We start from the raw sequence: 25,302 nt of genomic DNA, 5'->3' as shown, positions 1-25,302 counted from the left end.
CGCCGACCCACTCGGGCCCTAGGACATGACGCTCAGGCAGCCGCGCCGTGGCAGTGCTTGTACTTCTCGCCCGATCCGCACGGACAGGGCGCGTTGCGCGACAGACCCATGCCGGCATAGGGATCGCCTTCGCCCGGACGCGGCGGCACGGCGCTCGCGGCCGAAGCCTCCGCCGCTCCCAGCGCGCTCATCATCGTCGCCGCACCAGGGGTCGGTCGCGCAGCGTCGTTCTCGCCGGTGAATGGATCGATGTGGCTGGTCAGGAAGTCCGGCAGGTCGGGCAGTTCGACCGGCTCGGGCATGCGCAGTTCACTGTTCATCAGGATGCGCGTCACGTCCTCGCGGATCGCTTCTAGCATGCGTTCGAACAGGCCGAAGGCTTCCTGCTTGTACTCGTTGATCGGCGTCTTCTGCGCATAGGCGCGCAGGAATACTACCTGACGCAGCGCGTCGAGCGTGGCGAGATGCTCCTTCCAGTAGAAATCGAGGCGTTCGAGCAGGACCTGCTTTTCGACCTGGCGCCACATCGCCCCGTCTTCACCGACCTTGGCCTCCATCTTGGCATCGGCGGCTTCGCGCACGCGGTTCTCGATGTCTTCGGGCTCGAGGCCGTCTTCGTTCATCCACTGATCGATCGGCACGTCGAGGCCGAGTGTTTCCGCCACGCGCTGCTTGAGGCCGTCGATGTTCCACTGTTCCGGGTAGGATCCTGGCGGGCAGGCATCGCCGACCAGCGCGTTGATGGTATCGTGGCGCATGTCGACGACGACATCGTCGACGGTCTCGGAATCCATGATATCCGAGCGCTGTTCGTAGATGACCTTGCGCTGGTCGTTCATCACGTCGTCGTATTCGACGACCTGCTTGCGGATGTCGTAGTTGCGCGCCTCGACCTTCTTCTGGGCGGTCTCGATCGCCTTCGACAGCCAACGCGAACCGATTGCCTCGCCATCGGCCAGGTTGGAGTTCATCATCTTGGAAAACAGTGTGTCCGGGCCGAAGATGCGAAGCAGATCGTCCTCGAGACACAGGTAGAACTTCGACAGGCCCGGATCGCCCTGACGTCCCGAACGGCCGCGCAGCTGGTTGTCGATGCGGCGGCTTTCGTGGCGTTCGGTGCCGATCACGCAGAGGCCGCCGGCGGCAAGAACCTGGGCCTTTTCCGCCGCAATTTCGGCCTCGATCGCGGCGATAGCGGCCTCACGCTCCGGCCCTTCGGGCATTTCGGCCAGTTCGTCCTCGACGCGGAACTCGGCATTGCCGCCCAGCTTGATGTCGGTGCCGCGGCCGGCCATGTTGGTGGCGATGGTCACCGCGCCAAGACGGCCCGCCTGGGCGACGATGTGCGCTTCCATCTCATGAAAGCGGGCATTGAGCACGTTGTGCTTCACGCCCAGCGCCTTGAGGTATTCGGACAGCATTTCGGACTTTTCGATCGACACCGTTCCGACCAGGACCGGCTGGCCCGCTACCGACTTTTCCTCGATCAGCTTGGCGATCGCCTGGAACTTGTCGGTCGTGTTCTTGTAGAACTCGTCCTCTTCGTCGACGCGCTGGACGGGAACGTTGGTCGGGATGGTGACGACGTTCATCTTGTAGATGTCGTAGAATTCGGCCGCTTCGGTCGCCGCTGTGCCGGTCATGCCGCCGATTTTGGGATACATGCGGAAATAGTTCTGGAAAGTGATCGAGGCCATCGTCTGGTTCTCGGGCTCGATGTTCACGCCTTCCTTGGCTTCGACCGCCTGGTGCAGACCATTGGACCAGCGACGGCCGTCCATCATGCGGCCCGTGAACTCGTCGATGATGACGATCTTGTCGTCCTTGACGATGTAATCGATGTCACGCTTGAACATGACGTTGGCCTTGAGGCTCTGGTCGAGGTGGTGGACCACCTGCGTGTTCTCGACGTCATATAGGTTAGAGCCGACAAGCAGACCGGCCGCTTCGAGCTGGCGTTCCGCCCACTCGACCCCGTCCTCGGTCAGGCTGATGTTCTTGGTCTTCTCGTCCTTCTCGTACAGGTCCTCCGGCAGCTGCTTCACGATGGCATCGACCGCGACGTAGAGGTCGGTCTTGTCCTCGGTCGGACCGGAAATGATAAGCGGGGTGCGCGCTTCGTCGATCAGCACGGAGTCCACTTCATCGACAACAGCGAAGTTGAAGGGACGGTGCACCATCTGGCTGCGCTCGTGCTTCATGTTGTCGCGCAGGTAGTCGAAGCCAAGCTCGTTGTTGGTGGCGTAGGTGATGTCCGAATTGTAGGCTTCGCGGCGTTCGAACTCGTTGAGGTTGGGCACGATCACACCGACCGTCAGACCGAGGAACGTGTAGATCTGCCCCATCCATTCGGCGTCGCGGCGAGCAAGGTAGTCGTTGACCGTCACGACATGGACGCCCTTGCCTTCGAGCGCGTTGAGGTAGACCGCCAGCGTCGCGACCAGGGTCTTGCCCTCACCGGTGCGCATTTCGGCGATTTCACCGCGATGGAGAACGATGCCGCCGACCATCTGGACGTCGAAGTGACGCATCCCGAGCACGCGGCGTGCGGCTTCGCGAACCGTGGCGAAGGCTTCCGGAAGGATATCGTCGAGCGTGCGACCATCGGCCAGCTGGCCGCGGAACTTGTCGGTCTGGGCCTTCAGTTCCTCATCCGAAAGCGCCTCGAGAACGGGTTCGAATGCGGCGATCTGGCGGACAATCTTGTCCAGCGATTTGACGTAGCGGTCGTTGGACGAGCCGAACACGGCCTTGGCGAGCGAGCCGAACATGGCGCAATTCCTGTATTGTCTGTTGGATAGCGGTGCGCCCCGCGCCGGCAAGCGAAGCCAGCGCGAGGATAGGTATGGGGGTTCGGACCGGCGCTATTCTAAAGCGCGGTCAGGTCCAAAAAGTACTGAAGGAATGTAGACGCGCGTGCGCACGCCGCGCGGCTTGCTGACCGTCCGCTCGCGCCGCGATACCCGGCATCCTCCCTGATCGGCAACCGAAGGCGAGGCCGCACAAGGGCGAGCCGCGCTTTCTATCCGTTCGAGAGCATTGATTTCCGTGTTGCCATTGCCGCTCATCCGCGCCTGGGTCGGCGCGGCTTGCGCGACGATCCCGGCGAAGAGGGCAAGCAGGGCAAGAACAATGCGGTTCATCGCCGAGCGGTATAGGACATGGAGGTTAACGCGTCCAGTACGGCGACAGGGACCGGGCTCCGGAATCAAGCACCGCGCCTGCCCAGGGGCAGGCGCGGCGAAAGATTGTGCGGGACGGCGAGGCGGTGCGTCCCGCCGCCGTCTTAGTTGACGGCGTCCTTCAGGCCCTTGCCAGCCTTGAACTTGGGCTGGGTCGAGGCCTTGATCTTCATGGGTTCGCCGGTGCGCGGGTTGCGACCGGTCGACGCCTTGCGCTTGGCGACCGAGAAGGTGCCGAAGCCGACCAGGCGGACTTCATCACCGGACTTCAGCGCGCCCGAGATGGCATCGAATACGCCTTCGACGGCCTTGGTGGCATCACCCTTAGACAGGCCGCTCGAATCCGCGACGGCGCTGATGAGATCATTCTTGTTCATTCGTGAACCCCCTAATGGTCTGGGATAGCGGTGTTTGTTGATTCGCCTCGAAAGGTGGCCGGACTTGAACCGCTTTTCACAAAGCTGTCAAAGCCAATCCTGCGTTTTAACGCCCCGGTAGGCACGTTTTTCCGCCATTTTCGACGAAACGAGTGCCCGCGCCGCCGCTTCGCGGCGATGGTGCGACGCAGCGAATCGGGACGACCCGGGAATGCCGCAATGCAGCATGACCGGGCCGCCGAATCAGTGGGCGGTCGGGGCGGGCCCGGAAGTGTCCGTCGCGCCGTTTACGGGCTGGCTCGACAGGTCGTCCGCATCGCTCCATTCAATCGCTTCGAGCGGTTCGATCAGTGCGCGTTCGAGTACTTCATCGACGTGGCTGACAGGGATGATTTCCAGCCCCTCGATGACGTTGGCCGGGATCTCGGCAAGGTCCTTGTGGTTCTCCTTGGGGATCAGTACGGTCTTGATTCCTCCTCGCCGCGCCGCGAGCAGCTTTTCCTTCAAGCCGCCGATCGCCAGGACACGCCCGCGCAGCGTGACCTCGCCCGTCATGGCGATATCCTTGCGCACGGGAACGCCCGACAGCGTCGAAACGATCGAGGTTACCATCCCGATGCCGGCCGAGGGACCATCCTTGGGCACCGCGCCTTCGGGCAGGTGGATGTGGATGTCCTTGCGCGCGATCAGGCTGGGCTTGATCCCGTAGGCCGGACTGCGCGCCCTGACGAAGCTGAAGGCCGCCTGGACGCTCTCGTTCATCACCTCGCCAAGCTTCCCGGTGGTCTTGACCGTGCCCTTGCCCGGCGTGGTGACGCTTTCGATGGTCAGCAATTCGCCGCCAACCTCGGTCCAGGCCAGGCCCGTAACGGCGCCAACCTGGTGGTCCTCCTCGGCGACGCCATAGCGGTACTTGCGCACCCCGGCGAAGTCACCGAGGTTTTCCGGCGTGACCGTGACTGCCGCGTCCTTGCCTTCGAGGATCCGGCGCAGCGACTTGCGCGCCAGCCGCGCGATCTCGCGTTCCAGCGTACGGACGCCGGCTTCGCGGGTGTAATAGCGGATCAGATCGCGTAGCGCCTCGGTGGTCAGGGTGAACTCACCATCCTTGAGCCCATGCGCCTCGACCTGCTTGGCGATCAGGTGCCGTTCGGCGATCTCGACCTTCTCGTCCTCGGTATAGCCCTCGAGCCGGATGATCTCCATGCGGTCGAGCAGCGGCTGTGGCAGGTTGAGGCTGTTGGCCGTGCAGACGAACATCACGTCGGACAGGTCGTAGTCGAGCTCCAGATAGTGATCCTGGAACTTGGCGTTCTGTTCCGGATCGAGCACCTCGAGCAGGGCCGAGGCCGGATCGCCGCGGAAGTCCTGGCCAAGCTTGTCGATCTCGTCGAGCAGGAAAAGCGGATTGCTGGTCCCTGCCTTCTTGAGGTTTGTCACGATCTTGCCCGGCAGCGAGCCGATATAGGTGCGCCGGTGGCCGCGGATTTCGGCCTCGTCGCGCACACCGCCCAGCGACTGGCGGATGAACTCGCGCCCCGTCGCCTTGGCGATCGACTTGCCGAGCGACGTCTTGCCCACGCCCGGAGGGCCGACGAGGCACAGGATCGGCCCCTTCAGCTTGTTGGTGCGGGCCTGGACCGCGAGGTATTCGACGATCCGGTCCTTGACCTTGTCGAGCGCATAATGATCGGCATCGAGGATCGCCTGCGCGGCCCCGATGTCCTTCTTGAGCTTCGAACGCTTGCCCCAGGGCAAGCCAAGGAGCACGTCGAGGTAATTGCGGATCACGGTCGCCTCGGCGCTCATCGGCTGCATGCCCTTGAGCTTCTTCAGTTCGGCATTGGCCTTGGTGCGCGCTTCCTTGGACAGCTTGAGCTTGTCGATCTTGGTCTGGAGTTCGGCAATTTCGTCGGCTTCGCCCTCATCGCCGCCGCCCAGTTCCGACTGGATCGCCTTCAACTGCTCGTTGAGGTAGTATTCGCGCTGGGTCTTCTCCATCTGGCGCTTCACACGCCCGCGGATCCGGCGTTCCACCTGGAGCACGCCCAGTTCGCCTTCCATGAAGGCATAGGCCATTTCGAGCCGCTTCAGGGGATCGGCCTCGCTCAGCATAGCCTGCTTGTCCGAAACCTTGGCCTGGATATGGCTGGCGACCGTATCGGCAAGCGCCGACGCGTCGACGATTTCGCCGAGGTTCTCGCCCGCCTCGCTCGGCAGCTTCTTGTTGAGCTTGGCGTATTCGCCGAAGGCCTCGACCACCGAGCGCATCATGCCCGCGACTTCGTTGCCCGAAACCGACACCGGATCGACCAGGTCGATGCTCGACGCGACATATTCGCCATTGGCTCCCGCGGCGATGGAAAGACCGCTGAGCGTTGCGCGCTGCTTGGCTTCGACCAGCACGCGCACCGTACCGTCAGGCAATTTGAGTAGTTGCAGGACCGTGGCGATCACGCCGACGTCGTAAAGATCTTCATCGTCCGGATCGTCGCAACCCGGGTCGAGCTGGGCGAGCAGGAAGATGTCCTTGTCCTCGGCCGAGGCCATGGCGGTTTCCAGTGCCGCGACCGATTTGTCGCGGCCCACGAACAGCGGGACGACCATGCCGGGAAAGACGACGATGTCGCGCAGGGGCAGCAGGGGCAGTGTCTTGGTCATAGCTTATCCAATCCGGCGCCGAACCGCGCCGCGCGGGTGAATCCCGCCTTTGTCCCGAGATATGGGGTCGGCTGCGGCACGGCGCAATGCCGGCAGGCGATCAGGCTGTGGATGCCGGCCGCTTGCCAATTGCCGGCCATGGGTTAGGCATGCGGCAACAATGCAACTTCGGGGAGCCCCATGCGCCGCCTTCTCACCTCCGCACTTTCGCTCGTCGTCGCCACTCCGGCACTGGCCGGCCCGACCGTGATCACGGCCGATCGCTTCCTTGACGTCGCCAAGGGCACCTATGTCGAGCATCCGGCGATCTTCGTGGGCGACGACGGGCGCATCACCTCGATCGCCGATGCCAGGACAGTGCGTTGGGGATCGGACGTCACCCATATCGACCTCGGCGGAAAAACCCTGGTGCCGGGGCTGATCGACATGCACGTGCATCTCGACAGTCCGGCCGACATCGGCGGCCATCGCGGGCTGGAGTTCACCGACAGCTTCTTTGCCATGACCGCGGTTGCGAACGGCCGGGCGATGCTGGATGCCGGCTTCACCACGGTGCGCAATGTCGGATCGGGCAACTGGAACGACGTCGGCCTGCAGGAAGCGGTCGACGGCGGCTATGTAATCGGGCCGCGCGTGATCGGCGCCGGTCACGCCCTGAGTGCGACCGGCGGGCACTGCGACCGGACCGGAATGCCGCCCAGCATGGACCCGGGAAAGAAGCTCGAAGGCGTTGGCGATAGCCCCGAGGAGTTGCGCTACCAGGTTCGCCGCCAGCGCAAGTACGGCGCCCAGGTGATCAAGGTCTGTGCCACCGGCGGGGTCTTTTCCCACAACACAGAACCCGGCCAGCAGCAGCTAAGCGAAGGCGAGCTGCGCGCGATCGCCGACGAGGCGCACCAATGGGGCCTGCGCGTCGCTGCCCACGCCCATGGGGCCGAAGGCATCAAGGCTGCGATCCGCGCCGGTATCGACACGATCGAACACGCCAGCCTGGTCGATGACGAGGGCATTCGCCTTGCCGCCGCGCGCAAGCAGCCGGTGTGGTTCTCGATGGATATCTACAACACCGACTACACCCAGGCCGAGGGTCGCAAGAACGGCGTTCTCGAAGACAACCTCCGCAAGGACCGCGAAATCGGCCAGATCCAGCGCGACAACTTCCGCAAGGCGTTCAAAGCTGGGGTGAAGATGGTCTTCGGCAGCGATGCCGGCGTCATGCCGCACGGGCTTGCCGGGCGCCAGCTCAACACCATGGTGACCTATGGCATGACCCCGCTCGACGCGATCCGCGCGGCGACGATCAACTCCGCGCAGGCGCTGGGCCGCGAAGGCGACGTCGGACAGATCGCCACCGGCCGTTATGCCGACATGGTCGCGGTCGACGGCGATCCCCTGCGGGACGTGCGCGTGCTCGAAAAAGTCGCCGGTGTGGTCAAGGGCGGGAAACGCATCGAGCCGGCACGCTAGGCCAGGCTCGCACGCCAGTTACATCCCGGGCAGCTTGAATCCCGGAGGCAGGCCCATGCCTTGCTGCATCGAGGCCATCTCGCGCGCCGCGACCTCGTCCGCCTTGTTCCGCGCATCGTTGAACGCGGCGGCGATAAGGTCTTCCAGGATGCCCTTTTCGCTGGGCTGAAGCAGGCTGTCGTCGATCGAGACGCCGATGATCCGGCCCTTGGCCGTGGCGCGCACCGATACGAGGCCGCCTCCCGCCTTGCCTTCGACCTCGATCCCGTCGAGCTTGACCTGGCTTTCTTCCATCTGCTTGCTGATGGTCTCGGCCGCTTGCTGGGCCGCCTTGATCATCTCTTCCATCGACTTCACGTCACCTGCTCCATCTGTTGCCGCCCTGCGCAACGCGCGCATCGGGGCTTTCTTCAATCAACTGGGCATCCGGGAACGCGGCAAAGGCCGCCTCAACCAGCGGATGGCGCATCATGGCCTCGTGCTCGGCCAGCTTGATCGCCTCGGCCTGCTCACGCAGGGTCGGCGCCCCTTCGCCCTCGCCGCGGGAAACCTGCCAGCGCTCGCCAGTGGCCCGCAGCAGCGCATCGCGCAGCTCGGCGTTTGGATCGCCCGCATAGCCCGGTGCAAGCGCGTAGAGAAGTTCGAGCGGCTTCAATTCGATCACCCGAACCCAGTCGCGCATCACCTGGGCTAGCCGCAGCTGGCCCGACTGGTCGACCGTTTCGACCAGCGCGCGCCATTCGGCATCGCCGCTTGCCACGGGCTCGGCCTGGGCCGGTGCAGAGTCCGGCGCCGAGGCCGGCGCGCTGAAACCGCTCGCGGCCATGATTTCCAGCCGTTTCACCAAGGCGCCGGGATCAGGCATGTCGCTGGCATGGAGAATGCGCAGCAGCGCCATCTTTGCCGCCACCAGCGGATCGGGCGCGGTGCGCACCTCGTCATGCCCCTTCAGCAGAAGCTGCCACAGGCGGTGCACTTGCCCCGGGGTCAGGCGCTGCGCCCAGGTTTCAAGGTCCTGCCGCTCCTCGGCCGAGATCGCATCGTCCGCGCCCTTGCCAAGCTGTACTACCGCAACGCGGTGTGCCAGCTCCATTGCCGAACGCACAAGGGCGAGCGGTTCGATCCCCAGCGCGAACTGGTGGTCGATCAGGTCCAGCAGGGCCGCGCCGTCAGCCGTCAGCAGGGCCGCGAACAGGCGGCGCTGCGCGCTCTTGTCGGCTAGGCCCAGCATGTCCTGGACCTGTCCGACGGTAACCGTGCCCTCGCCGCCGAGATCGGCATGGGCAATCGCCTGGTCGAGGATCGAGAGGCCGTCACGGACCGACCCCTCGGCCGCAGCGGCGACCATGGCCAGGGCCTCGGTCTCGGCCGCGACGCCTTCCTTGGCGCAGATCGCCGCGAAATGCTCGGCCAGCATGGGCGTCGGGATGCGGCGCAGGTCGAAGCGCTGGCACCGGCTGAGCACGGTGACCGGCAGCTTGTCGACCTCCGTCGTCGCAAACAGGAATTTCACATGCGCCGGCGGCTCTTCGAGAGTCTTGAGCAGCGCGTTGAAGGCGTTGCGGCTGAGCATGTGGACTTCGTCGATTATGTAGATCTTGTAGCGCGCCGAGACAGCGGCATAGCGCACCGCCTCGATGATCTCGCGCACGTCGTCGACGCCGGTGTGGCTGGCGGCGTCCATCTCGATCACGTCGATATGCCGCCCTTCGGCAATCGCCACGCAAGGTTCGCACTGGCCGCAGGGGTCGATCGTCGGGCCGCCCTGCCCGTCGGGTCCAATGCAATTGAGCGCCTTGGCGATCAGGCGCGCGGTGCTGGTCTTGCCGACCCCGCGCACCCCGGTCATCAGAAAGGCATGGGCCAGCCGGTCGCGCCTGATCGCGTTGCCGAGCGTCTGCACCATCGCGTCCTGACCGATAAGCGCGCTGAAAGTCTGGGGACGATATTTGCGCGCAAGTACCCGATAGGGCTGCGCCGCTTCCTGCCTGGCGGGAACGGGCTCGGCGGGCGGAGGAGCGGCCGGCGCAGGGTCCGGGCCGCCGAACATCGAGGCCTGGCCAGCCTCTTCCAGTTCGGCCGCAGACGGTGTGTCGTCGTCCTCGTGCGGCGCGTCGCCAAAGATGTCGGGGGAATCACCCATGGTAGCGCGAGACTAGGCGGAGGCGCCCCAATTGTCGAAAAGATAAGGGTGGAAAAGGAGCCGGCCGACCCGCCGCAATCCGTTGTGGCTGCTTCCTTCCGGACCTGACCAGGTTGGCGAACGCAAACGTCCGACCGACTCCCGGCGGCGCATATGGCGGCGGTGTCGCGTTTAAGCAAGCCTGCAAAACCGCCGAGGCGTAGTATCGCTGCGCGACTCGGCCCACGGGGCTGGTCGCATGGCCGTGCCGTTCAGGCTCGGCCGCGAGGCGGACCTGGTCGCTGCTTACCTGCGCGACCCAGGCATCGATCGGGTCCGCTTCCCCGGATCAGCGGAAATTGTCGGCGTAGGCCTGGAGCTTCAGGCGGCGCGGTGGCACGGCATGCACCGCAGCATCGATGCCGTAGCGTTCGGCATAGGCCCTGGCTTCGTCGACCGAGGCAAAAGTCAGTTGCACCTGCGCCTGCGTATCGCCTGACCCCGCCCAGCCCATCAACGGATCGGCCTTCCGCGCCTCCGCGGGCGCAAAGTCGAGGATCCATTCGCCAAGCCGGGCCTTGCCGGACTGCATGGCGTTTTTCGGGCGTTGATAGATGCGAGCGGCCATGGCCTGCGCCCTGCGACGAAACGCGCGGCAAATCAAGATCCCAGTCACATGCTGCGGTTGAACGCGTTCTTGGTCTTGAGGCTGGGCGACTCGGTCCAGGGCTGGTCCGGCCAGCGGTGCTTGGGATAGCGGCCCTTCATATCGCGCTGCACATCCTTCCACGATCCTCGCCAGAAGCCGGGCAGATCGCGTGTGGTCTGGAGCGGCTTGCCGCCTGGATCGGTAAGCTTGAGGAGCAGCGCCTGCGGCGGCTGGCCGAAGGTCGGATGCCGATCCAGCCCGAACAGCGCCTGGACGCGCAGTTCCACGCTGGGGCCGCCCGGATCGTCATAGTCGATCGGATGCGAGGTGCCGGCGGGGCTGACGAACTGTGCAGGCGCCAGACGGTCCAGCGCCTGCTGGCCCGCATAATCGAGCCGGGCACGCAGCGCGTCGTGAATTTTTGCCGGATCGGTCTGATCGAGCCTACGGCCAAGCAGCGGACCAAGCCAATCCGCCGCCCGATCGCGCAGCGCCAGGTCGCCCAACGCTTCGATCCCGGCAAACCGCGCCCGCCGAAGCAGAGCCTCGCTGGCTTTCGACAGCGGCAACAAGGAAAGGCCTTCGCTCGCGATCTTGCCGATAAGGAAAGCGCGGATAGTCCCGGGATCGGGAGCGGGGTCCGATCCGCGCGAAAGGGTGATGGCACCAAGCCCGGCCTCGACCAGGGCCTCGACCCGGGCTTCGTCGGCGACCCAGCGCAGCCTGCTGCGCTTTTCTATCCGGTGTGCCAGCCAGCGCAGCACATCCGCTTCGTCGAGGGCGATCGCGCTGGTTATCCGCGCGCCCTTTGCCTCGCCTTGCGCATCGCCAACCGCCAGCCACTCGGCCCGCGCAAGAGGTGAGGCCGGATCGAGCCGGAGGCCTCGTCCGCCAGCCGCCAACCAATGTTCCCCGCTCGCGTCGCGGCGCCGGGCAATGTTGTCGGGAAACGCTTCGGCAAGGAGGATACCCAGAGGCGGATCGTCAGCCCCCTCGGCCTCGCTCATCGCCCTTGCAAGGCGCGCCCATCGCGCGGCCAGATCGCGCGAGGCCTGCGCGCGGCCGGATCGTTCGGCATCCCAGCGTTGCAGGCGCGCGGCCAGGTCATCGCTGCGCCCGCCAAGACCCCGCTCCTGCAACAGCAGCGCGAGCCTGGCCGCAGCATTCTCGGCGCCATGTTGCGCCGCATAGAGCAGCATGTGCGCCAGCGCCGGCGCCATCGGCAGGCGCGCCATGTTGCGACCATGCTGCGTGATCATCGCGCTGCCGTCGAGCGCGCCCAGCGCCTGAAGGCTGCGGGTTGCCGCGGCCAATGCCGCGGCAGGCGGCACGTCGATCCATGGCAATGCTGCAGGATCTGCTGCGCCCCACTGGGCGAGAGTCAGCCGCAGCGGCGCCAGGTCTGCGGTCTGCATTTCCGGCGGGTCGAAGGCCGGCCGCCCGGCGTGTGCGGCCTCCTCCCAGAGGCGGTAGGCGATGCCAGGGCCCTGCCGTGCTGCACGACCTGCGCGCTGGGCGGCTGCGGCCTGGCTTGCGCGGTGGGTAACCAGCCGGGTAACGCCCGCCGCCTTGTCGAACTCCGCCCGGCGCGATAGTCCCGCGTCGATCACGACCGACACGCCATCCAGCGTCAAAGACGTCTCTGCGATCGCGGTCGCCAGGACGATGCGGCGGCGTCCATCGGGATCGCGGCGGATCGCCGCACGTTGGGCGGCGGGCTCGCACTGCCCGTGCAACGGCAGGACCAGCGCTCCGGGCAATCGGTCGGCCAGGCTTTCGCGAACCCTTTCGATCTCGCCCACGCCGGGCAGGAAGCAAAGCAGGTCGCCGTGCTCCTCGCGCCAGGCGGTGACGACCGCAGACACCGTCGCGTCCTCAACCCTCGTCTCGGCGCGCGCGCCCAGCCATCTAATGGCGAGCGGCCAGCTCTTGCCCTCGCTTTCGATCACAGGTGCATCGCCGAGCAGGTCGGCAAATCGCGCGCCGTCGATCGTCGCGCTCATCACCAGAAGACGCAGGTCGGGGCGCAGTACTGCCTGGCTCTCGAGGGCCAGGGCGAGCCCCAGATCGGAGTCGAGATGACGCTCGTGCGCCTCGTCGAACAGCACCGCCGACACGTTCGCCAGTTCGGGATCGGCAAGGATGGTCGTGACGAAGATCGCCTCGGTCATGACCAAAATGCGCGTTGCGCTGGAACGCTTGCTGTCCAGGCGCGTTGCATAGCCAATCGTATCACCCGGCTTCTCGCCCAGCAGCTCGGCCATTCGCTCGGCCGCAGCGCGCGCGGCAACGCGCCTTGGTGAAAGGAGCAGCACAGTGCGGTCGCACCAGGTTTCAGCAAGCAAGGCCGGCGCCACGGCGGTCGTCTTACCCGCGCCGGGCGGGGCGATCAGCACCGCGCTCTCGCGCACGCGCAAGGCTGCGAGAAGCTCTGGCAGGACACTGTGGATCGGGAGGTCGTTCACACCGCTGGGCATAGGGAATCCCGGCGTTCCATCAACTTTTTCGTAAGCAAATGGTGCCATTCCCATGGACATGACAACGCTCTTCGCCACTCTCGTCGACCTGCTGCTCAAGTCAGCCATCGTCGCCTTCGTCGCGAACGAAATCCGCGGTATCGTGCTGGCGGGGCCGGTACTTTACGGCATGTATCAGGCCGGTGGGACGCTGATGGCGATCTGGCTGGGTGTCTGCTCGCTCGGCGGCATCGCGCTGTCGGTGATCGTGCCCTTGTTCATCGACAAGAAGTTCAAGATCCGCGAACGCCTGAAAGCGAAGATCCAGCCAGCCTGAATCTTCAGCCCATCGGGTACATGATGTCCTTCGACACCTTGTCGATTGCCTTCATCGTGTCGGCGCTCAGCACCAGGTCCTTCGCCGCGAGGATTTCCGCCAACTGATCGAACTTGCTGACGCCGACGATCGTCGAGGCGACAAAGTCGTGCTGCTTGGACCAGGCCACGGCAAGGGTGACAGGGCTGATCCCCGCTTCTTTGGCGATGTCTGCAAACCGGGCGGTCGAGGCGAGCGACTTTTCGTTGACGAAGCGCCGGCCCATAGCGGCCTGCCGCCCCTCCATCCCCAGATAGCGCGTGAACCGTGCGCCTTCCGGGCGGGCGTCGTTCTGGTACTTTCCAGACAGCACCCCACCAGCGATCGGTGAATAGGGTATGAGGCTTACGCCTTCCTGCCGACAGACCTGGGCCAGTTCGTCCTCGAAGCGCCGGTTGTTCAGGCTGAAGTTGTTCTGGATCGTGTGGTAGCGGGCGCCACCCATACGCTCGGACGCCGCGATGCTCTTCATCAGGCCCCAGCTGGTTTCGTTCGAGCAGCCGAGTACCCGCACCTTGCCCGCGCGGACCAGTTCGTCGAGCACCTCCATCGTCTCGTCATAGGGCAGATCGTGGTCGGGCCAGTGCGTCTGATAAAGGTCGATGTAGTCGGTCTGGAGCTTCTTGAGGCTTGCTTCCACCGCCGTGACGATGTTGCGCCGGTCGAGCGAAGTCATGCCGCTGCGCAGGGGCGAGCGGAACCAGACGTGGCTGGGGCCAGAGACCTTGGTGGCCAGGATAATCGCCTCGCGCGGCTTGGTCTTGAGCCAGCGGCCAACAATCTCCTCGGTGCGGCCGACCCACTTCGCGTCGGGCGGCACCGGATAGCCTTCGGCGGTGTCGTAGAAATCGATTCCGGCATCGAAACAGGCATCCAGGATCCGGATCGCTTCGGCCTCGTCGGTCTGGCTCCCGAATGTCATCGTGCCCATGCAGATATCGGACACGACGATCGAGCTTTTCCCCAGGCGGCGGCGTTCCATGCGATCAGTCTCCGGTGCGATTGGTAGTGTTTCGCAACGGGTCGTGGCCGGTCAGGCCGACAAGGTCAAGCCCGTGCGCCGAGGGTCCTGCTTGGAGACCAGGGGGTAAGGACCCTCGGCGGCTGCTTGAAAAAGGTTCCGCTCGGGGAAGCGGCAACGCGATGGGCAGGCGATTGCTGGTGGGGCGCTTGCGCGCTCAGACCGCGACAAGATGCCGGCGCTCGGCAACGGCGATCGGAAGCTGCGGCCGGTCGCGACGCCGGGCGGCGCGATCGGCGGACGACCAGGCAACCCTGAGCCCCGACACACCGGCACGGTCCATCGCCCGTTGCCAGGCATAGAACTCCTCAAGACTGAGGTTGTACCGCGCCATGACCTCCTCCAGGGTCAGCAGACCGCCCTGGACGGCGGCTACGACCTGGGCCTTGCGGCTTGCAACCCAACGGGTGGTGTTGGGCGGCGGAAGACTGTCCCGGTCAAGGACTTCGCGGTGCGGCCCGATAATGCGGGCAGCGCGGGAGTTATGGTATTCGATCATCGTTCGGACCCTCGATTTCTGGTCAAATCGTTGGCCCCCAAGCACGGTGAATTTGGCGTTCCGGTGGTTAAATCCGGGTAAATGCGCTGCTGCATCCTATCGCTGCGAGGCCACGGCTCACGGCAGGGCGAGCGGCAGCGACGATGAACTGCAACTAACGCGAATCGCAGTCGAATCAGGTGCGGCGGGTTACCGCGAACTGGGCCGCCTCGACCATTGCCGCGTGGGCCTCGCTGGGCGGAAAGCCGGCGATCGCATCGATCGCGCGCTGGGCATAGTGGCGCGCCCTTTCGCGGGTCGCGCTGACCGCATCGTGCTGCGCGATCAGGCTCACCGCATGAGCGAGGTCCTCGTCCGAGGTGCGGTGGCCGACGATCGCCTGACGCCAGAAGGCACGTTCGGCCTCGTCGCCGCGGGCATAGGCCAGGATCACCGGAAGGGTCATCTTGCCTTCGCGGAAGTCGTCGCCCTTGCCCTTGCCCATTTCGCCTGCATCGGAATCGTAGTCCATCGCGTCGTCGACCAGCTGGAACGCAACGCCAAGGTTGCGACCGTAGGAATCGAGCGCCCGCTCCTCCGCATCGCCCTTCTCGGCGACCACCGCGGCAATGCGGGTCGCGGCGGCGAAAAGGGCGGCCGTCTTGGCGCCGATGATCTTGAGGTAGTGTTCTTCGCTCGTCTCGATCTGGCGGGCGGCGGTGAGCTGATCGACTTCACCCTCCGAGATGATCGAGCTGGCGTTCGACAGGATCTTGAGCACGCGCAGCGATCCGTCCTCGACCATCAGTTCGAAACTGCGCGTGAACAGGAAATCGCCGACCAGGACGGTGGCGGGATTGCCGAAGATCAGGTTGGCTGCCGCCTTGCCCCGACGCAGCTCCGATCCGTCGACCACGTCGTCGTGCAGCAACGTCGCGGTGTGGATGAACTCCACCGCGGCGGCCAGCTTGTGGTGGCGGGTGCCGTGATAATCGCACAGCGCCGCTCCCGCGAGCGTCAGCATCGGCCGCATACGCTTGCCGCCACCGGCAATCAGGTGTCCGGCCAGCGCCGGAATCAACGGGATCTCGCTTTGCATCCGTTCGAGGATGACCGAATTGACCGCGTTCATGCCGGACGCGGTCAGGGCCATCATCGGGGCCAGCGAAGGCGCGCTGTCACGCGGGCGCAGGGGAACAATTTCGGCGCTCATTGCGGCCAGCGCCTTGCCTGTCCGGTTGCGGCAAGGCAAGTGCAAAGCGGGCAATGGTCTTGCGCAAAAAGTCATGCTAGCGCACCGATCATGTCCGACGCTGCGCTGTCCTCCACCGCCGACGCCACCCTGGCCGGTTATCGTTCGAGCATCGACAATATCGATGCCGCGTTGATCCACATCCTCGCTGAGCGGTTCCGCATCACCAAGGCTGTGGGCCAGTACAAGGCAGCCAATGCCCTTCCCGCCTCCGACCCCGGCCGCGAGGAGCGCCAGATCGCGCGGCTGCGCAAGCTGGCCGAAGACGCGCAACTCGATCCTGAATTTTCCGAGAAATTCCTGCGTTTCATCATCCAGGAAGTAATCCGCCACCACGAGCAGGCGGCTGGCAACTAGGCTAGGTTAGCCGCACGCGGCAGGCGCAGGCGGACGAGCAGGCCGCCAAGGTCCTCGCTTTCTTCAAGCGTGACCGATCCGCCATAGATTTCCGCCACGTCGCGCACGATCGCCAACCCAAGTCCGGTCCCGGGCTTGCCGGTATCGAGCCGCGCGCCGCGGTCGAAGATGCGAATGCGTTCCTCTTCCGGGATGCCCATGCCATCGTCCTCGACCCAGATCTCGCAGAACTGCGGATCATTCTCGGGATCGATCGTCACGAAGACGCTGCCGCCGCCGTACTTGGCCGCGTTTTCGATCAGGTTGCCGAGAATCTCGTCGAGATCCTGGCGCTCTATCGCGACCGTGGCCCCGCGGTCGCCGTCGAGGTCGAAGCGGGCCTGGTCGTAGAGCACCGTCACCGCGCGCAACACGGCTTCCACGCTCTCGCCGACATTGGCGCGGGCCTGGCCGACGGCGCGGCGCCCCACTGCGCGAGCGCGGGCCAGATGATGATCGACCTGGCGGCGCATGACGGCCGCCTCGCGGATCACGGTGTCCGACAGGTCTGGCGCCTTGGCAGTCGCGGCGTTCATCACCACGGTCAGCGGGGTCTTCAGCGCGTGAGCAAGGTTACCGGCATGGGTCCGCGCTTCCTCGGCCTGCTTCACCGAGTGGGCGAGAAGCCCGTTCAGTTCCTCGACCAGGGGCTGCACTTCAAGCGGCAGCGGCTCGTTCACGCGGTTTTCGCCAGTCGTGCGCATCCTCTGGATCGCAAGCCGCACGCGGCGCAGCGGGCCAAGGCCGTACCAGGTCTGCAGCGCGGCCATCAGCATCAGGCCAAGGCCAAGGACCACGAAGCTGTAGACCAGGATCGATCGGGTCTGGCGGATCTGGTCGTCCAGTTCCTTGCGGCTTTCGGCAACCACGAATGTCCAGCGCGTGTCGCTGCCGGGCAGGATCACCGTGCGCTCCATGATGCGCAGCGGCTCCCCCTTGAACGGATCGGCGTTGAAGGTGTGGGGCTGGCTGTCGAAATGGTCGGTGCTGACCTGCAGCGTCCGGTCCCACAGCGAACGCGAAGGGTAATCCTCGTGGCCTTTGCCGCTGATCTGGTAATAAAGCCCGCTGTTGGGTTCGAGGAAGCGCTGGTCGCCGAGCGGACGATTAAAATAGACTTCCCCGTCCGAGCTGATCTCGGCCGAGGCGACCATCGCGGTCAGCATGTAGCCCAGCTGGTTGTCGAAGTTTCGGGTGACCAGACTGGTAATCGTCCGGTCGAGCAGGATGCCGCCGCCCAGCAACAGAACCGCGATCCAGCCTGCCGCGATCAGCATCATGCGCCGTGAAAGCGAGCCGGTGTGGGCGACCCTTGTGCCCGAACCCCCGCCCGGCCGAGCGGGGCGATCCTGCTCGCCCACCGGTCAGGTCATCCGCGCGGCAGCGCCGGATCGTCCAGGCTGTAACCCAGCCCGCGGATCGTGGTGATCACATCGGCGCCCAGCTTCTTGCGGATGCGCGTCACGAAGACTTCGATCGTGTTCGAATCGCGGTCGAAATCCTGGTCGTAGATGTGTTCGATCAGCTCGGTCCGGCTGACGACCTTGCCCTTGTGGTGCAGCAGATACGACAGCAGCTTGTATTCCTGCGCGGTCAGCTTGACCGGTTCTCCGCTCAGCGTGACGCGGCCCGAGCGCGTGTCGAGCCGCACGTCGCCGGCAATCAGTTCGCTGCTCGTGTTGCCCGAGGCGCGGCGGATAAGAGCGCGCAGGCGGGCTATCAATTCTTCGGTCTGGAAGGGTTTGGCCAGGTAATCGTCCGCTCCGGCGTCGAGACCGGCAACCTTGTCGGACCAGCTGTCGCGCGCCGTCAGGACCAGCACCGGGAACTTGCGGCCCTCCTTGCGCCACATGCCGAGAACGGTCAGGCCGTCGATCTCCGGCAGACCCAGGTCCAGCACGACCGCATCGTATTCTTCGGTCGAGCCGAGGAAATGTCCGTCCTCGCCATCAGTCGACAGATCGACCGCATAACCCGTCGCTTCGAGCGTTGCCTTGAGCTGCTTGCCGAGGGTCGGTTCGTCCTCGACGATAAGGATGCGCATCGCAAAATGTCCCCTAGATTGTGCGCATCAGATGGGGACATTCCCCACAGGCGTCAAGCAAACGCCCTAGCGCGACTGGCGCATGACCTGGCCGGTCCGCGCGTCGATGTCGACGAAGATGACCCGGCCGTCGCGAATGAACTTCAGGCGATAGGCCATGGCCGCCGGATCGTATTCCGGGCCAAGATACTGCGACCCGCCCATCGTCGGCAGCACCCGCTGCTCGATCTCGCGCAGCGATCGCACGTTGCCCGCGCGAAGTTCCTTGCGCGCCTGCCCCTGCTCCCCGCCGGGACCGGCGATAACAGGCAGCGGCGTTGCAAGAACGGCCAGCGCAACAAGAAGGGAGGTCGTCTTCATGGTTCCGCGCTCTACCCAGAAGGCATTGAACGCGCCATGAATAGTTGCACCGTCCCACGTTCAGGCAGCTGACTACTTCGTCATCTCGTACTTGACGTTCAGTTGCGCCGCAGTTCCGACCAGACCCGGCTGGATCGGGGTCGTCTTGTCCATGGCCTGGGCGCTGACGGCAATAGCCTCGCCCCGGGCATAGACCGGGCTGACCGTCTGGTAGGTTTCAGACAGTTCCAGCAACTTCACGCTCTTGAACCCGGCATAGCCGGCCAGTTCGCGCGCGCGCGCCTCGGCACTGGCAAAGGCGTTGCGTCGCGCCTCGCTGCGGGCGGCCGCATCGTTCTCGAGGACGAAGTTCGGCCCGTTGAAATTGTTCGCGCCCGCCGCCACCAGCGCGTCGAGCGTCGGGCCGATCTTGCGAATATCGCGCAGCTTGACCATCACCTGGTTGTTGACGTCGTAGCCGACGAACGTCGGCTGACGGCCATCGTTGTTGTAGGTGTACTGCGCGTTCAGCGAGAAGTTGCTGGTCTGGATATCATCGGCCGGGACGCCGAGCTGCTTCAGCTTGGCGATAATTTGGTCCATTCGCACGGCATTGAGCCGCGCGGCCTCATTGGCACTGGCTGCGCGGGTGGTGACACCGGCCGAGACCATGGCCGCATCGGGCTTGGCGTTGACCGTATCGCTCACCGTCAATTCGATCACCGGTCCAGCCGAGGCGATCTGGATTTCGGCCGCGATTGCCGGCGCGGTCATGGCGGCGAGCCCGGCGGAGGCACCAAGGGCGAAACGGATCATCTGGCAGGTTCTCCCACTTTTGCGGTAACTTGTGAGCATTGGAACGCCGCGCGGGCGCAGCGGTTCCGTCTCATCCTTGCCGCAGCAAGGCGATGTAGCGTTCGCGGATCTCGGCAGTAACCGCGCCGGGCCCGCCGTTGCCGATCGGCTTTCCATCCACCTCGACCACCGGCAGGACAAGCGTTCCCGCTCCGCTGCTGAAGGCCTCGCGAGCGGACAGCAGCTCATCGGGGGTGAAGGGTCGTTCCTCGACCATGAGACCCATGGCCCGCGCAATGGCGACTACGTTGATGCGTGTTACGCCGGGCAGCACGCCAAAATCGACCGGGTGCGACACCAGCACGCCGCGCGCATCGATGATGTGCGCATTCGAACTCGTCGCCTCGGTCACCACGCCATTCTCGACCAACCACACGTCGTCGACGCCGACGTCCTTCGCCTCGGCCTTCATCAGCACCGCATAGAGCAGCTGCGTGGTCTTGGCCGAGCGCACCTGCCAGCGCAGATCCGGGCGGAGCACGATCCTCTGTCCGCGTTCGGCCACGGGGTTCGCGATCAGCGCGTCCGCCTGGGTGAAGGCAAACCGCGTTGCCGTTGTCCCCGGCTCGGGCAAGGGAAACGCGCGGTCGGCGGTCGCGCCTGCCGTCACCTGCAAGTAGATCCGCCCTTCTTTCAGCCCGTTGCGCGCGATCAGTTCGGCCAGGATCGGCGGCCAGTCGGTCGCATCGTCGATGCGCGCCGTAGCGAGCGAACGGTCCAGCCGGGCCTGGTGGTGCGGCCAGTTGCAGTAATGCCCCTCGATCACCGGGGTGACCTCGTAGACCGATTGCCCGAAATTGAGCCCACGATCGAAGATCGAAACGGCAGCTTCGGTTTCGGGGACGAAATCGCCGTTCAGCCAGACTGTACGCATCGGAAGCTCATGATCCTTGCAGGGTTAGTGATCGAAACGCGCCTTGCCGGGCACTGCGGCAACCATGGCAGATAGGCACGATGGATGAAACCCGCGGCGCTGTGGACGACACCCGCTCTTGTCAAGGAAAGGCACTGCCCCTAGGTCGCGCGCACCATGGCCGCCGCACCGATCCTGTCCTGGGAGAACCTCAGCCTGCACCAGGGATCGGGCTGGCTGTTCCGCGATCTCGACCTCGCCATCGCCCCGCGCGACCGGCTCGCACTGATCGGCCGCAACGGCGCGGGAAAGACCACCATGCTCAAGCTGATCGCAGGCGAGATCGAAGCCGACAAGGGCACCCGCTCGATCCAGCCGGGCACCCGGATCGTCATGCTGGAGCAGGATCCCTTCTTCACAGGTTACGACACGCTGATGGACTTTGCCCTGGCCGGCAAGGACGCCCCACCCAGGCACGAGGTCGAGGCAATCGCCGGCCAGCTTGGCATCGACCTTGGCCGCAGCGCAGCGAGCGCCAGCGGGGGCGAACGCCGCCGTGCGTCCCTCGCCCGCGCGCTTGCCAGCGATCCCGACCTGCTCTTGCTGGACGAGCCGACCAACCACCTTGATCTGGCCGCGATCGACTGGCTGGAAGGGTGGCTGCAACGCTACACCGGTGCCTTCGTGACGATCAGCCACGACCGCACTTTTCTCGAGCGCCTGACCAAGGCGACGATCTGGCTCGACCGGGGGGCGCTGCGCCGCAAGGACGTGGGCTTCGGCGGTTACGAGGCGTGGATGGAACAGGTCTACGCCGAGGAGGCGCGCGCGGCCGACAAGCTCGACGCCAAGCTCAAGATCGAGGCGCACTGGCTGGAACGCGGCGTCACCGCGCGGCGCAAGCGCAACCAGGGCCGGCTCGAAAAGCTGTGGGAAATGCGCGCCCAGCGTGCCGCCATGTTGAACCCGCAGGGCGCGGCCAAGATGAAACTGGCGGTCGACGACGTGAAGACCAAGTCGGTGATCACCGCCGACAAGGTCACCAAGAGGTTTGGCGACCGCACGATCATCAAGGATTTTTCGCTGCGCATCCAGCGCGGCGACCGGATCGGGCTTGTCGGCGCCAACGGTTCGGGCAAGACCACGCTGCTCAAGCTGCTGACCGGCGAACTGCAACCAGACAGCGGGACCGTGACGCTCGCCAAGACGCTGCACGGCGTGATGATCGACCAGCAACGCAGCCTTCTCAGCCCAGAAAAGCGCGTGCGCGACGTGCTTGCCGAAGGAGGCGACTGGATCGACGTGCGCGGCGTACGCAAGCACATCCAGGGCTATCTCAAGGACTTCCTGTTCGACCCGGGCCTCGTCGATGCGCGGGTCGGCACGCTGTCGGGCGGCGAACAGTCACGCCTTCTGCTGGCCCGCGAGTTTGCCCGCAAATCGAACCTCCTGGTGCTCGACGAGCCGACCAACGACCTCGACCTCGAAACGCTCGACCTGCTGCAGGAAGTGATCGCCGATTACGACGGAACCGTGCTGATCGTCAGCCACGATCGCGATTTCCTCGACCGCACGGTGACAGTTACTCTGGGTCTGGACGGCAGCGGCAAGGTCGATGTCATTGCCGGCGGCTATGCCGACTGGGAGGCCAAGCGGACCCAGCGAACCGGTGCCGTGAAAACTGCGGCCAAGCCTGCCGCAGAGGCCCCAGTCGCCGCCGCCGCGTCGACGCCGCGCAAAGGCAAGCTCAGTTACAAGGACCAGCGCGACTACGAGCTGCTGCCGGCGCGGATCGAGGAACTCCTCGCCCAGATCGCGCGCGACGAGAAAGAAATGGCCGACCCCGCGCTCTACACTCGCGACCCTGCCCGCTTCGCTTCACTCACCCGGGCGATCGAGACCGCCCGCGGCGAAAAGGACGCGGCCGAGGAACGCTGGCTGAACCTTGCCGAGCTTGTCGAAGGCTGATCCGCGAAAGCGCTTGCCGACAGGAGTGTTTCGGGCAATATCTTGAACCAATATGGTTCAAGCGAGGCATGAATGATCAACCGGATCCGTCATATCCGCCGGGAAAAGGGCCTGACCCTTGCCGATGTGGCGGCGCGCTGCTCGCCGCCGACCACGGCGCAGACGATCGGCCGGCTCGAGACCGGAACGCGCCAGCTATCCCTGACCTGGATGAACCGCATCGCCGCAGCGCTCGACGTCGAATCCGAGCTGCTCGTGCGCGGCGAGGTGGCCGCGATGCCAAGCTATGTCGCCCGGCTGACGGACGACGGCGCTGAGGCACTGACAGCGCCGCGCGACGCGATCCTGCCCTCGGTCCTGGCCGGCAGCGAAGGCGTAATGGCTCTGGCCGTCGAGGTGCCGGTCGGCCAGTACCGCGCCGGCGACCAGGTCTGGCTGCGGCGGATCGAGGCGGCCGACTTTGCCCGCGTCCTCAACCGCGACGTGCTGGCCCCCCGCCCTGGCGGTCGTTTCGCCTTCGGCCGAATGATCGACCGCGACGAAAGCCGCATTGCCATCCTGCCACCCGATGCCGGTCACCGCCAGATCGTGGTCGAGCGACCGGCCTGGATCGCGGTAGCGGAAATGCTGGTGCGCAAACTGTGACGGCCCTTCGGGTCCTGTCGCTATCGACCCTCTACCCCAACGAGCAGACCCCCAACTTCGGCGTGTTCGTCGAGCGCCAGATGCAGGCCGTGATGCGCCGCAAGGACGTCGACCTGGTCATGGTCAACCCGCTGGGCATTCCGCCTTTCCCCCTCTCGCTTCACACCCGTTACGCAGCCCTTTCCCGGCTTCCGGGGCGCGAGGAGCGCGGCGGCGTCACCGTGCTGCGCCCGCATTTCCGCCTGGTTCCCAGCATCGGCGCCCATCGCAACGCGCGGGCCGAGGTGCGAGGAGTCCTGCCCCTTGCACGCCAGCTTCACGCCGAGGCGCCGTTCGATGTCATCGACGCGCAGTTCTTCTATCCCGACGGACCGGCCGCCATCGCCATTGGCGAAGCGCTGGGACTGCCGGTTTCGATAAAGGCGCGCGGCTCCGACATCCACCACTGGGGCACCGCCCCCGCCACGCGCGAGCAGATCCTGGCAGCGGGCCGTGCTGCAGACGGAATGCTCGCTGTGTCGCAGGGCCTGGTCGAGGACATGGTTGCTCTCGGCATGCCGCGCGACAGGATCGCCGTCCACCGCACCGGCATCAACGCCGACCTGTTCCGGCCCTATGACCGGCGGCTGTGCCGCGACCAGCTTGGCCTGCCGCGCGATTTCCCCATCCTTGCCTGCGTCGGTGCGCTGATCGAACGCAAGGGCCAGCGCTTCGCGTTAGAGGCGCTGAGGGGGCTTCCCGATGCAATCCTGTTGATTGCCGGGACCGGCCCGGACGAAAACGCGCTGAAGAACCTGGTCGACCGGCTCGGCATCAGGCGGCGGGTGCATTTCCTCGGTCCGGTGCCGCATGGCGATATGCCGATCATCCTCAACGCGGCCGATGTCTTCGTCCTGCCTACGGCGAGCGAGGGACTGGCCAACGCCTGGGTCGAGGCGCTGGCCTGCGGAACGCCCGTCGTGACGACCCCGATTCCGGGCGCACGGGAACTTCTGAGCGATCCGGCCTGTGGGCGGATGGTCGCGCGCGACGGCGCCGCGATAGCGGCGGCGGTGCGCGCGATTTTGACGGACAAGCCGGCGCCCGAAGCAGTCAGCGCAGCCGTTTCAGCGTGGAGCTGGGAGGCCAATGCCGAGGCGCTGGTAGCCCATTGGACGCGGCTGGCGCGGCGGGATTAGCCCCGCTCGCGCGCCAGGCGTTCCTGTTTGTCGACCGCGCTCTCGGTCGGCACGAAGCTCGACGGGTTGACCTTGAGCCAGATCAGGATCGGCGCCGACATGTAGATCGAGCTGTAGGTGCCGACGAAGATGCCCAATGTGATCGCCGCGGTGAAGCCGAAGATCACGTTCGGGCCAAGCAGCAGCAGGGCAAGCAGCGTAATCAGCACCGACGAAGAGGTGACGATGGTCCGGCTCAGCGTCTCGTTGACCGAGAGATCGAGCAGTTCGGGCAGCGGCATCCGGCGATACTTGCGCAGGTTTTCGCGGATGCGGTCATAGACCACGATGGTATCGTTGAGCGAGTATCCGATCAGCGTCAGGACCGCCGCGACGATGTTGAGATCGAATTCCAGCTGGGTCAGCGCGAACATTCCGAGCGTCAGGGTCACGTCGTGGGTCAGGGCGAACAGCGCGCCGATACCGAACTGCCATTCGAAGCGTATCCAGATGTAGATCGAGATCGCGACCATCGCCGCGATCAAGGCCTGCATGCCGGTCTTGAACAGTTCGCCCGAAACCTTGCCCGACACCGAATCCACGCCGTCGAGGCGCGCATCCGGGTGCTTCGACTTGATGTCGGCGACAATCCGTTTGGACATGGCATCGGCCAGCGACGCGTCCTTTTCCCCGCCTTCGGGCAGATGCATGCGGATCGAGATTTCGTTGGGCTTGCCGAATTGCTGGATCGTCGGCTCGCCATAGCCAAGCCGGCCGACCTCTTCGCGCAGCTGGGCGACCGGCGCTTCGGCGCTGTTGACGAAGGTGACGCGGATCATCTGGCCGCCGACGAAATCGACCCCCAGGTTGAGGCCGCGGGTTGCCACCAGCGTGATCGATGCCACCATCAGCAACAGGCTGATCACGTAGAACGGGAGGCGCCAGCGCAGAAAGCGGATGTTGGTGTTGTCGGGGACGAGCTTGAGAAGTTTCATCTGTGTCGG

The 25,302-nt window shown here is 65.2% G+C and carries 23 protein-coding genes and 1 other RNA gene; 6 read left to right on the top strand and 18 right to left on the bottom strand.

The window, feature by feature from the left end:
* Nucleotides 1-32: 32 nt before the first annotated feature.
* The 4 genes from secA to lon all read right to left on the bottom strand — a co-directional run bounded on the left by secA (nt 33) and on the right by lon (nt 6,220).
* A complete protein-coding gene (gene secA / locus B0I00_RS01560) occupies nt 33-2,771 on the bottom strand; it encodes a preprotein translocase subunit SecA (RefSeq protein WP_100865604.1) in 2,739 nt (912 codons plus the stop codon).
* Between the two features lie 93 nt (nt 2,772-2,864).
* On the bottom strand, nt 2,865-3,143 hold the full coding sequence (locus tag B0I00_RS01555) for a hypothetical protein (protein WP_100865603.1): 279 nt from the start codon (nt 3,141-3,143) through the stop codon (nt 2,865-2,867).
* 143 nt (nt 3,144-3,286) lie between these two features.
* Nucleotides 3,287-3,601 carry an HU family DNA-binding protein gene (locus B0I00_RS01550; RefSeq protein ID WP_269800236.1) on the bottom strand — a complete coding sequence of 105 codons (315 nt, stop codon included), beginning with the start codon at nt 3,599-3,601 and terminating at the stop codon, nt 3,287-3,289.
* Between the two features lie 201 nt (nt 3,602-3,802).
* Complete coding sequence (lon, locus tag B0I00_RS01545; protein ID WP_100865601.1) at nt 3,803-6,220, bottom strand: endopeptidase La; 2,418 nt, start codon at nt 6,218-6,220, stop codon at nt 3,803-3,805.
* A gap of 180 nt (nt 6,221-6,400) precedes the next feature.
* Between lon and B0I00_RS01540 the strand changes: the two genes are divergently transcribed.
* The gene (locus B0I00_RS01540) at nt 6,401-7,687 is read left to right on the top strand and encodes a Xaa-Pro dipeptidase (protein WP_100865600.1); all 1,287 of its coding nucleotides are present in this window, start codon (nt 6,401-6,403) and stop codon (nt 7,685-7,687) included.
* Nucleotides 7,688-7,705: 18 nt separating this feature from the next.
* Here the strand turns inward: B0I00_RS01540 and B0I00_RS01535 are convergent, their stop codons facing one another.
* The 5 genes from B0I00_RS01535 to hrpB all read right to left on the bottom strand — a co-directional run bounded on the left by B0I00_RS01535 (nt 7,706) and on the right by hrpB (nt 12,923).
* A complete protein-coding gene (locus tag B0I00_RS01535; RefSeq protein ID WP_100865599.1) occupies nt 7,706-8,044 on the bottom strand; it encodes a YbaB/EbfC family nucleoid-associated protein in 339 nt (112 codons plus the stop codon).
* 1 nt (nt 8,045) lies between these two features.
* Nucleotides 8,046-9,830: a DNA polymerase III subunit gamma/tau gene (locus B0I00_RS01530; protein WP_100865598.1), complete on the bottom strand. Its 1,785-nt coding sequence runs from the start codon at nt 9,828-9,830 to the stop codon at nt 8,046-8,048.
* 50 nt (nt 9,831-9,880) lie between these two features.
* Nucleotides 9,881-9,975, bottom strand: an RNA gene (gene ffs, locus B0I00_RS01525) — signal recognition particle sRNA small type.
* 183 nt (nt 9,976-10,158) lie between these two features.
* Nucleotides 10,159-10,437, bottom strand: a complete 279-nt coding sequence (locus B0I00_RS01520; RefSeq protein ID WP_100865597.1) for an ETC complex I subunit — start codon at nt 10,435-10,437, stop codon at nt 10,159-10,161.
* Between the two features lie 44 nt (nt 10,438-10,481).
* Nucleotides 10,482-12,923 carry an ATP-dependent helicase HrpB gene (gene hrpB / locus B0I00_RS01515; RefSeq protein WP_100866429.1) on the bottom strand — a complete coding sequence of 814 codons (2,442 nt, stop codon included), beginning with the start codon at nt 12,921-12,923 and terminating at the stop codon, nt 10,482-10,484.
* 70 nt (nt 12,924-12,993) lie between these two features.
* On the opposite strand from hrpB, the gene B0I00_RS01510 reads away from it, so the two are divergent.
* Nucleotides 12,994-13,251: a hypothetical protein gene (locus B0I00_RS01510; RefSeq protein WP_157812448.1), complete on the top strand. Its 258-nt coding sequence runs from the start codon at nt 12,994-12,996 to the stop codon at nt 13,249-13,251.
* 4 nt (nt 13,252-13,255) lie between these two features.
* Here the strand turns inward: B0I00_RS01510 and B0I00_RS01505 are convergent, their stop codons facing one another.
* The 3 genes from B0I00_RS01505 to B0I00_RS01495 form a co-directional block, all read right to left on the bottom strand.
* A complete protein-coding gene (locus B0I00_RS01505) occupies nt 13,256-14,272 on the bottom strand; it encodes an aldo/keto reductase (protein WP_100865595.1) in 1,017 nt (338 codons plus the stop codon).
* 196 nt (nt 14,273-14,468) lie between these two features.
* Entirely contained in the window at nt 14,469-14,810 is a 342-nt protein-coding gene (gene sciP, locus B0I00_RS01500; protein WP_100865594.1) for a CtrA inhibitor SciP, read from the bottom strand.
* 175 nt (nt 14,811-14,985) lie between these two features.
* A complete protein-coding gene (locus tag B0I00_RS01495; protein WP_100865593.1) occupies nt 14,986-16,002 on the bottom strand; it encodes a polyprenyl synthetase family protein in 1,017 nt (338 codons plus the stop codon).
* Nucleotides 16,003-16,092: 90 nt separating this feature from the next.
* Between B0I00_RS01495 and B0I00_RS01490 the strand changes: the two genes are divergently transcribed.
* A complete protein-coding gene (locus B0I00_RS01490; protein ID WP_100865592.1) occupies nt 16,093-16,398 on the top strand; it encodes a chorismate mutase in 306 nt (101 codons plus the stop codon).
* Here B0I00_RS01490 and B0I00_RS01485 read toward each other — a convergent pair.
* The 5 genes from B0I00_RS01485 to B0I00_RS01465 form a co-directional block, all read right to left on the bottom strand.
* Nucleotides 16,395-17,717: a sensor histidine kinase gene (locus B0I00_RS01485; protein ID WP_100865591.1), complete on the bottom strand. Its 1,323-nt coding sequence runs from the start codon at nt 17,715-17,717 to the stop codon at nt 16,395-16,397. The two genes, B0I00_RS01490 and B0I00_RS01485, sit on opposite strands and share 4 nt — an antisense overlap.
* An 89-nt stretch (nt 17,718-17,806) precedes the next feature.
* Nucleotides 17,807-18,481 carry a response regulator transcription factor gene (locus B0I00_RS01480; protein WP_100865590.1) on the bottom strand — a complete coding sequence of 225 codons (675 nt, stop codon included), beginning with the start codon at nt 18,479-18,481 and terminating at the stop codon, nt 17,807-17,809.
* Nucleotides 18,482-18,547: 66 nt separating this feature from the next.
* Entirely contained in the window at nt 18,548-18,841 is a 294-nt protein-coding gene (locus B0I00_RS01475) for a PepSY domain-containing protein (protein WP_100865589.1), read from the bottom strand.
* Nucleotides 18,842-18,913: 72 nt separating this feature from the next.
* The gene (locus tag B0I00_RS01470; RefSeq protein ID WP_157812447.1) at nt 18,914-19,636 is read right to left on the bottom strand and encodes an SIMPL domain-containing protein; all 723 of its coding nucleotides are present in this window, start codon (nt 19,634-19,636) and stop codon (nt 18,914-18,916) included.
* Between the two features lie 70 nt (nt 19,637-19,706).
* Nucleotides 19,707-20,549: an aminotransferase class IV gene (locus B0I00_RS01465; protein WP_100865587.1), complete on the bottom strand. Its 843-nt coding sequence runs from the start codon at nt 20,547-20,549 to the stop codon at nt 19,707-19,709.
* A gap of 156 nt (nt 20,550-20,705) precedes the next feature.
* Between B0I00_RS01465 and B0I00_RS01460 the strand changes: the two genes are divergently transcribed.
* The 3 genes from B0I00_RS01460 to B0I00_RS01450 all read left to right on the top strand — a co-directional run bounded on the left by B0I00_RS01460 (nt 20,706) and on the right by B0I00_RS01450 (nt 24,319).
* Nucleotides 20,706-22,496, top strand: a complete 1,791-nt coding sequence (locus B0I00_RS01460) for an ABC-F family ATP-binding cassette domain-containing protein (protein ID WP_100865586.1) — start codon at nt 20,706-20,708, stop codon at nt 22,494-22,496.
* A 72-nt stretch (nt 22,497-22,568) separates the two neighbouring features.
* Nucleotides 22,569-23,141 carry a helix-turn-helix domain-containing protein gene (locus tag B0I00_RS01455; RefSeq protein ID WP_100865585.1) on the top strand — a complete coding sequence of 191 codons (573 nt, stop codon included), beginning with the start codon at nt 22,569-22,571 and terminating at the stop codon, nt 23,139-23,141.
* Nucleotides 23,138-24,319, top strand: a complete 1,182-nt coding sequence (locus B0I00_RS01450; protein ID WP_232730068.1) for a glycosyltransferase — start codon at nt 23,138-23,140, stop codon at nt 24,317-24,319. Before B0I00_RS01455 ends, B0I00_RS01450 begins: the two co-directional genes overlap by 4 nt.
* Here the strand turns inward: B0I00_RS01450 and secF are convergent.
* Entirely contained in the window at nt 24,316-25,293 is a 978-nt protein-coding gene (gene secF, locus B0I00_RS01445) for a protein translocase subunit SecF (RefSeq protein ID WP_100865584.1), read from the bottom strand. The two genes, B0I00_RS01450 and secF, sit on opposite strands and share 4 nt — an antisense overlap.
* Nucleotides 25,294-25,302: the final 9 nt, after the last annotated feature.

It is taken from the genome of Novosphingobium kunmingense (genome assembly GCF_002813245.1).
Taxonomy (GTDB): Bacteria; Pseudomonadota; Alphaproteobacteria; order Sphingomonadales; family Sphingomonadaceae; genus Novosphingobium; species Novosphingobium kunmingense.
This window is presented reverse-complemented; position numbering and strand designations above follow the sequence as displayed.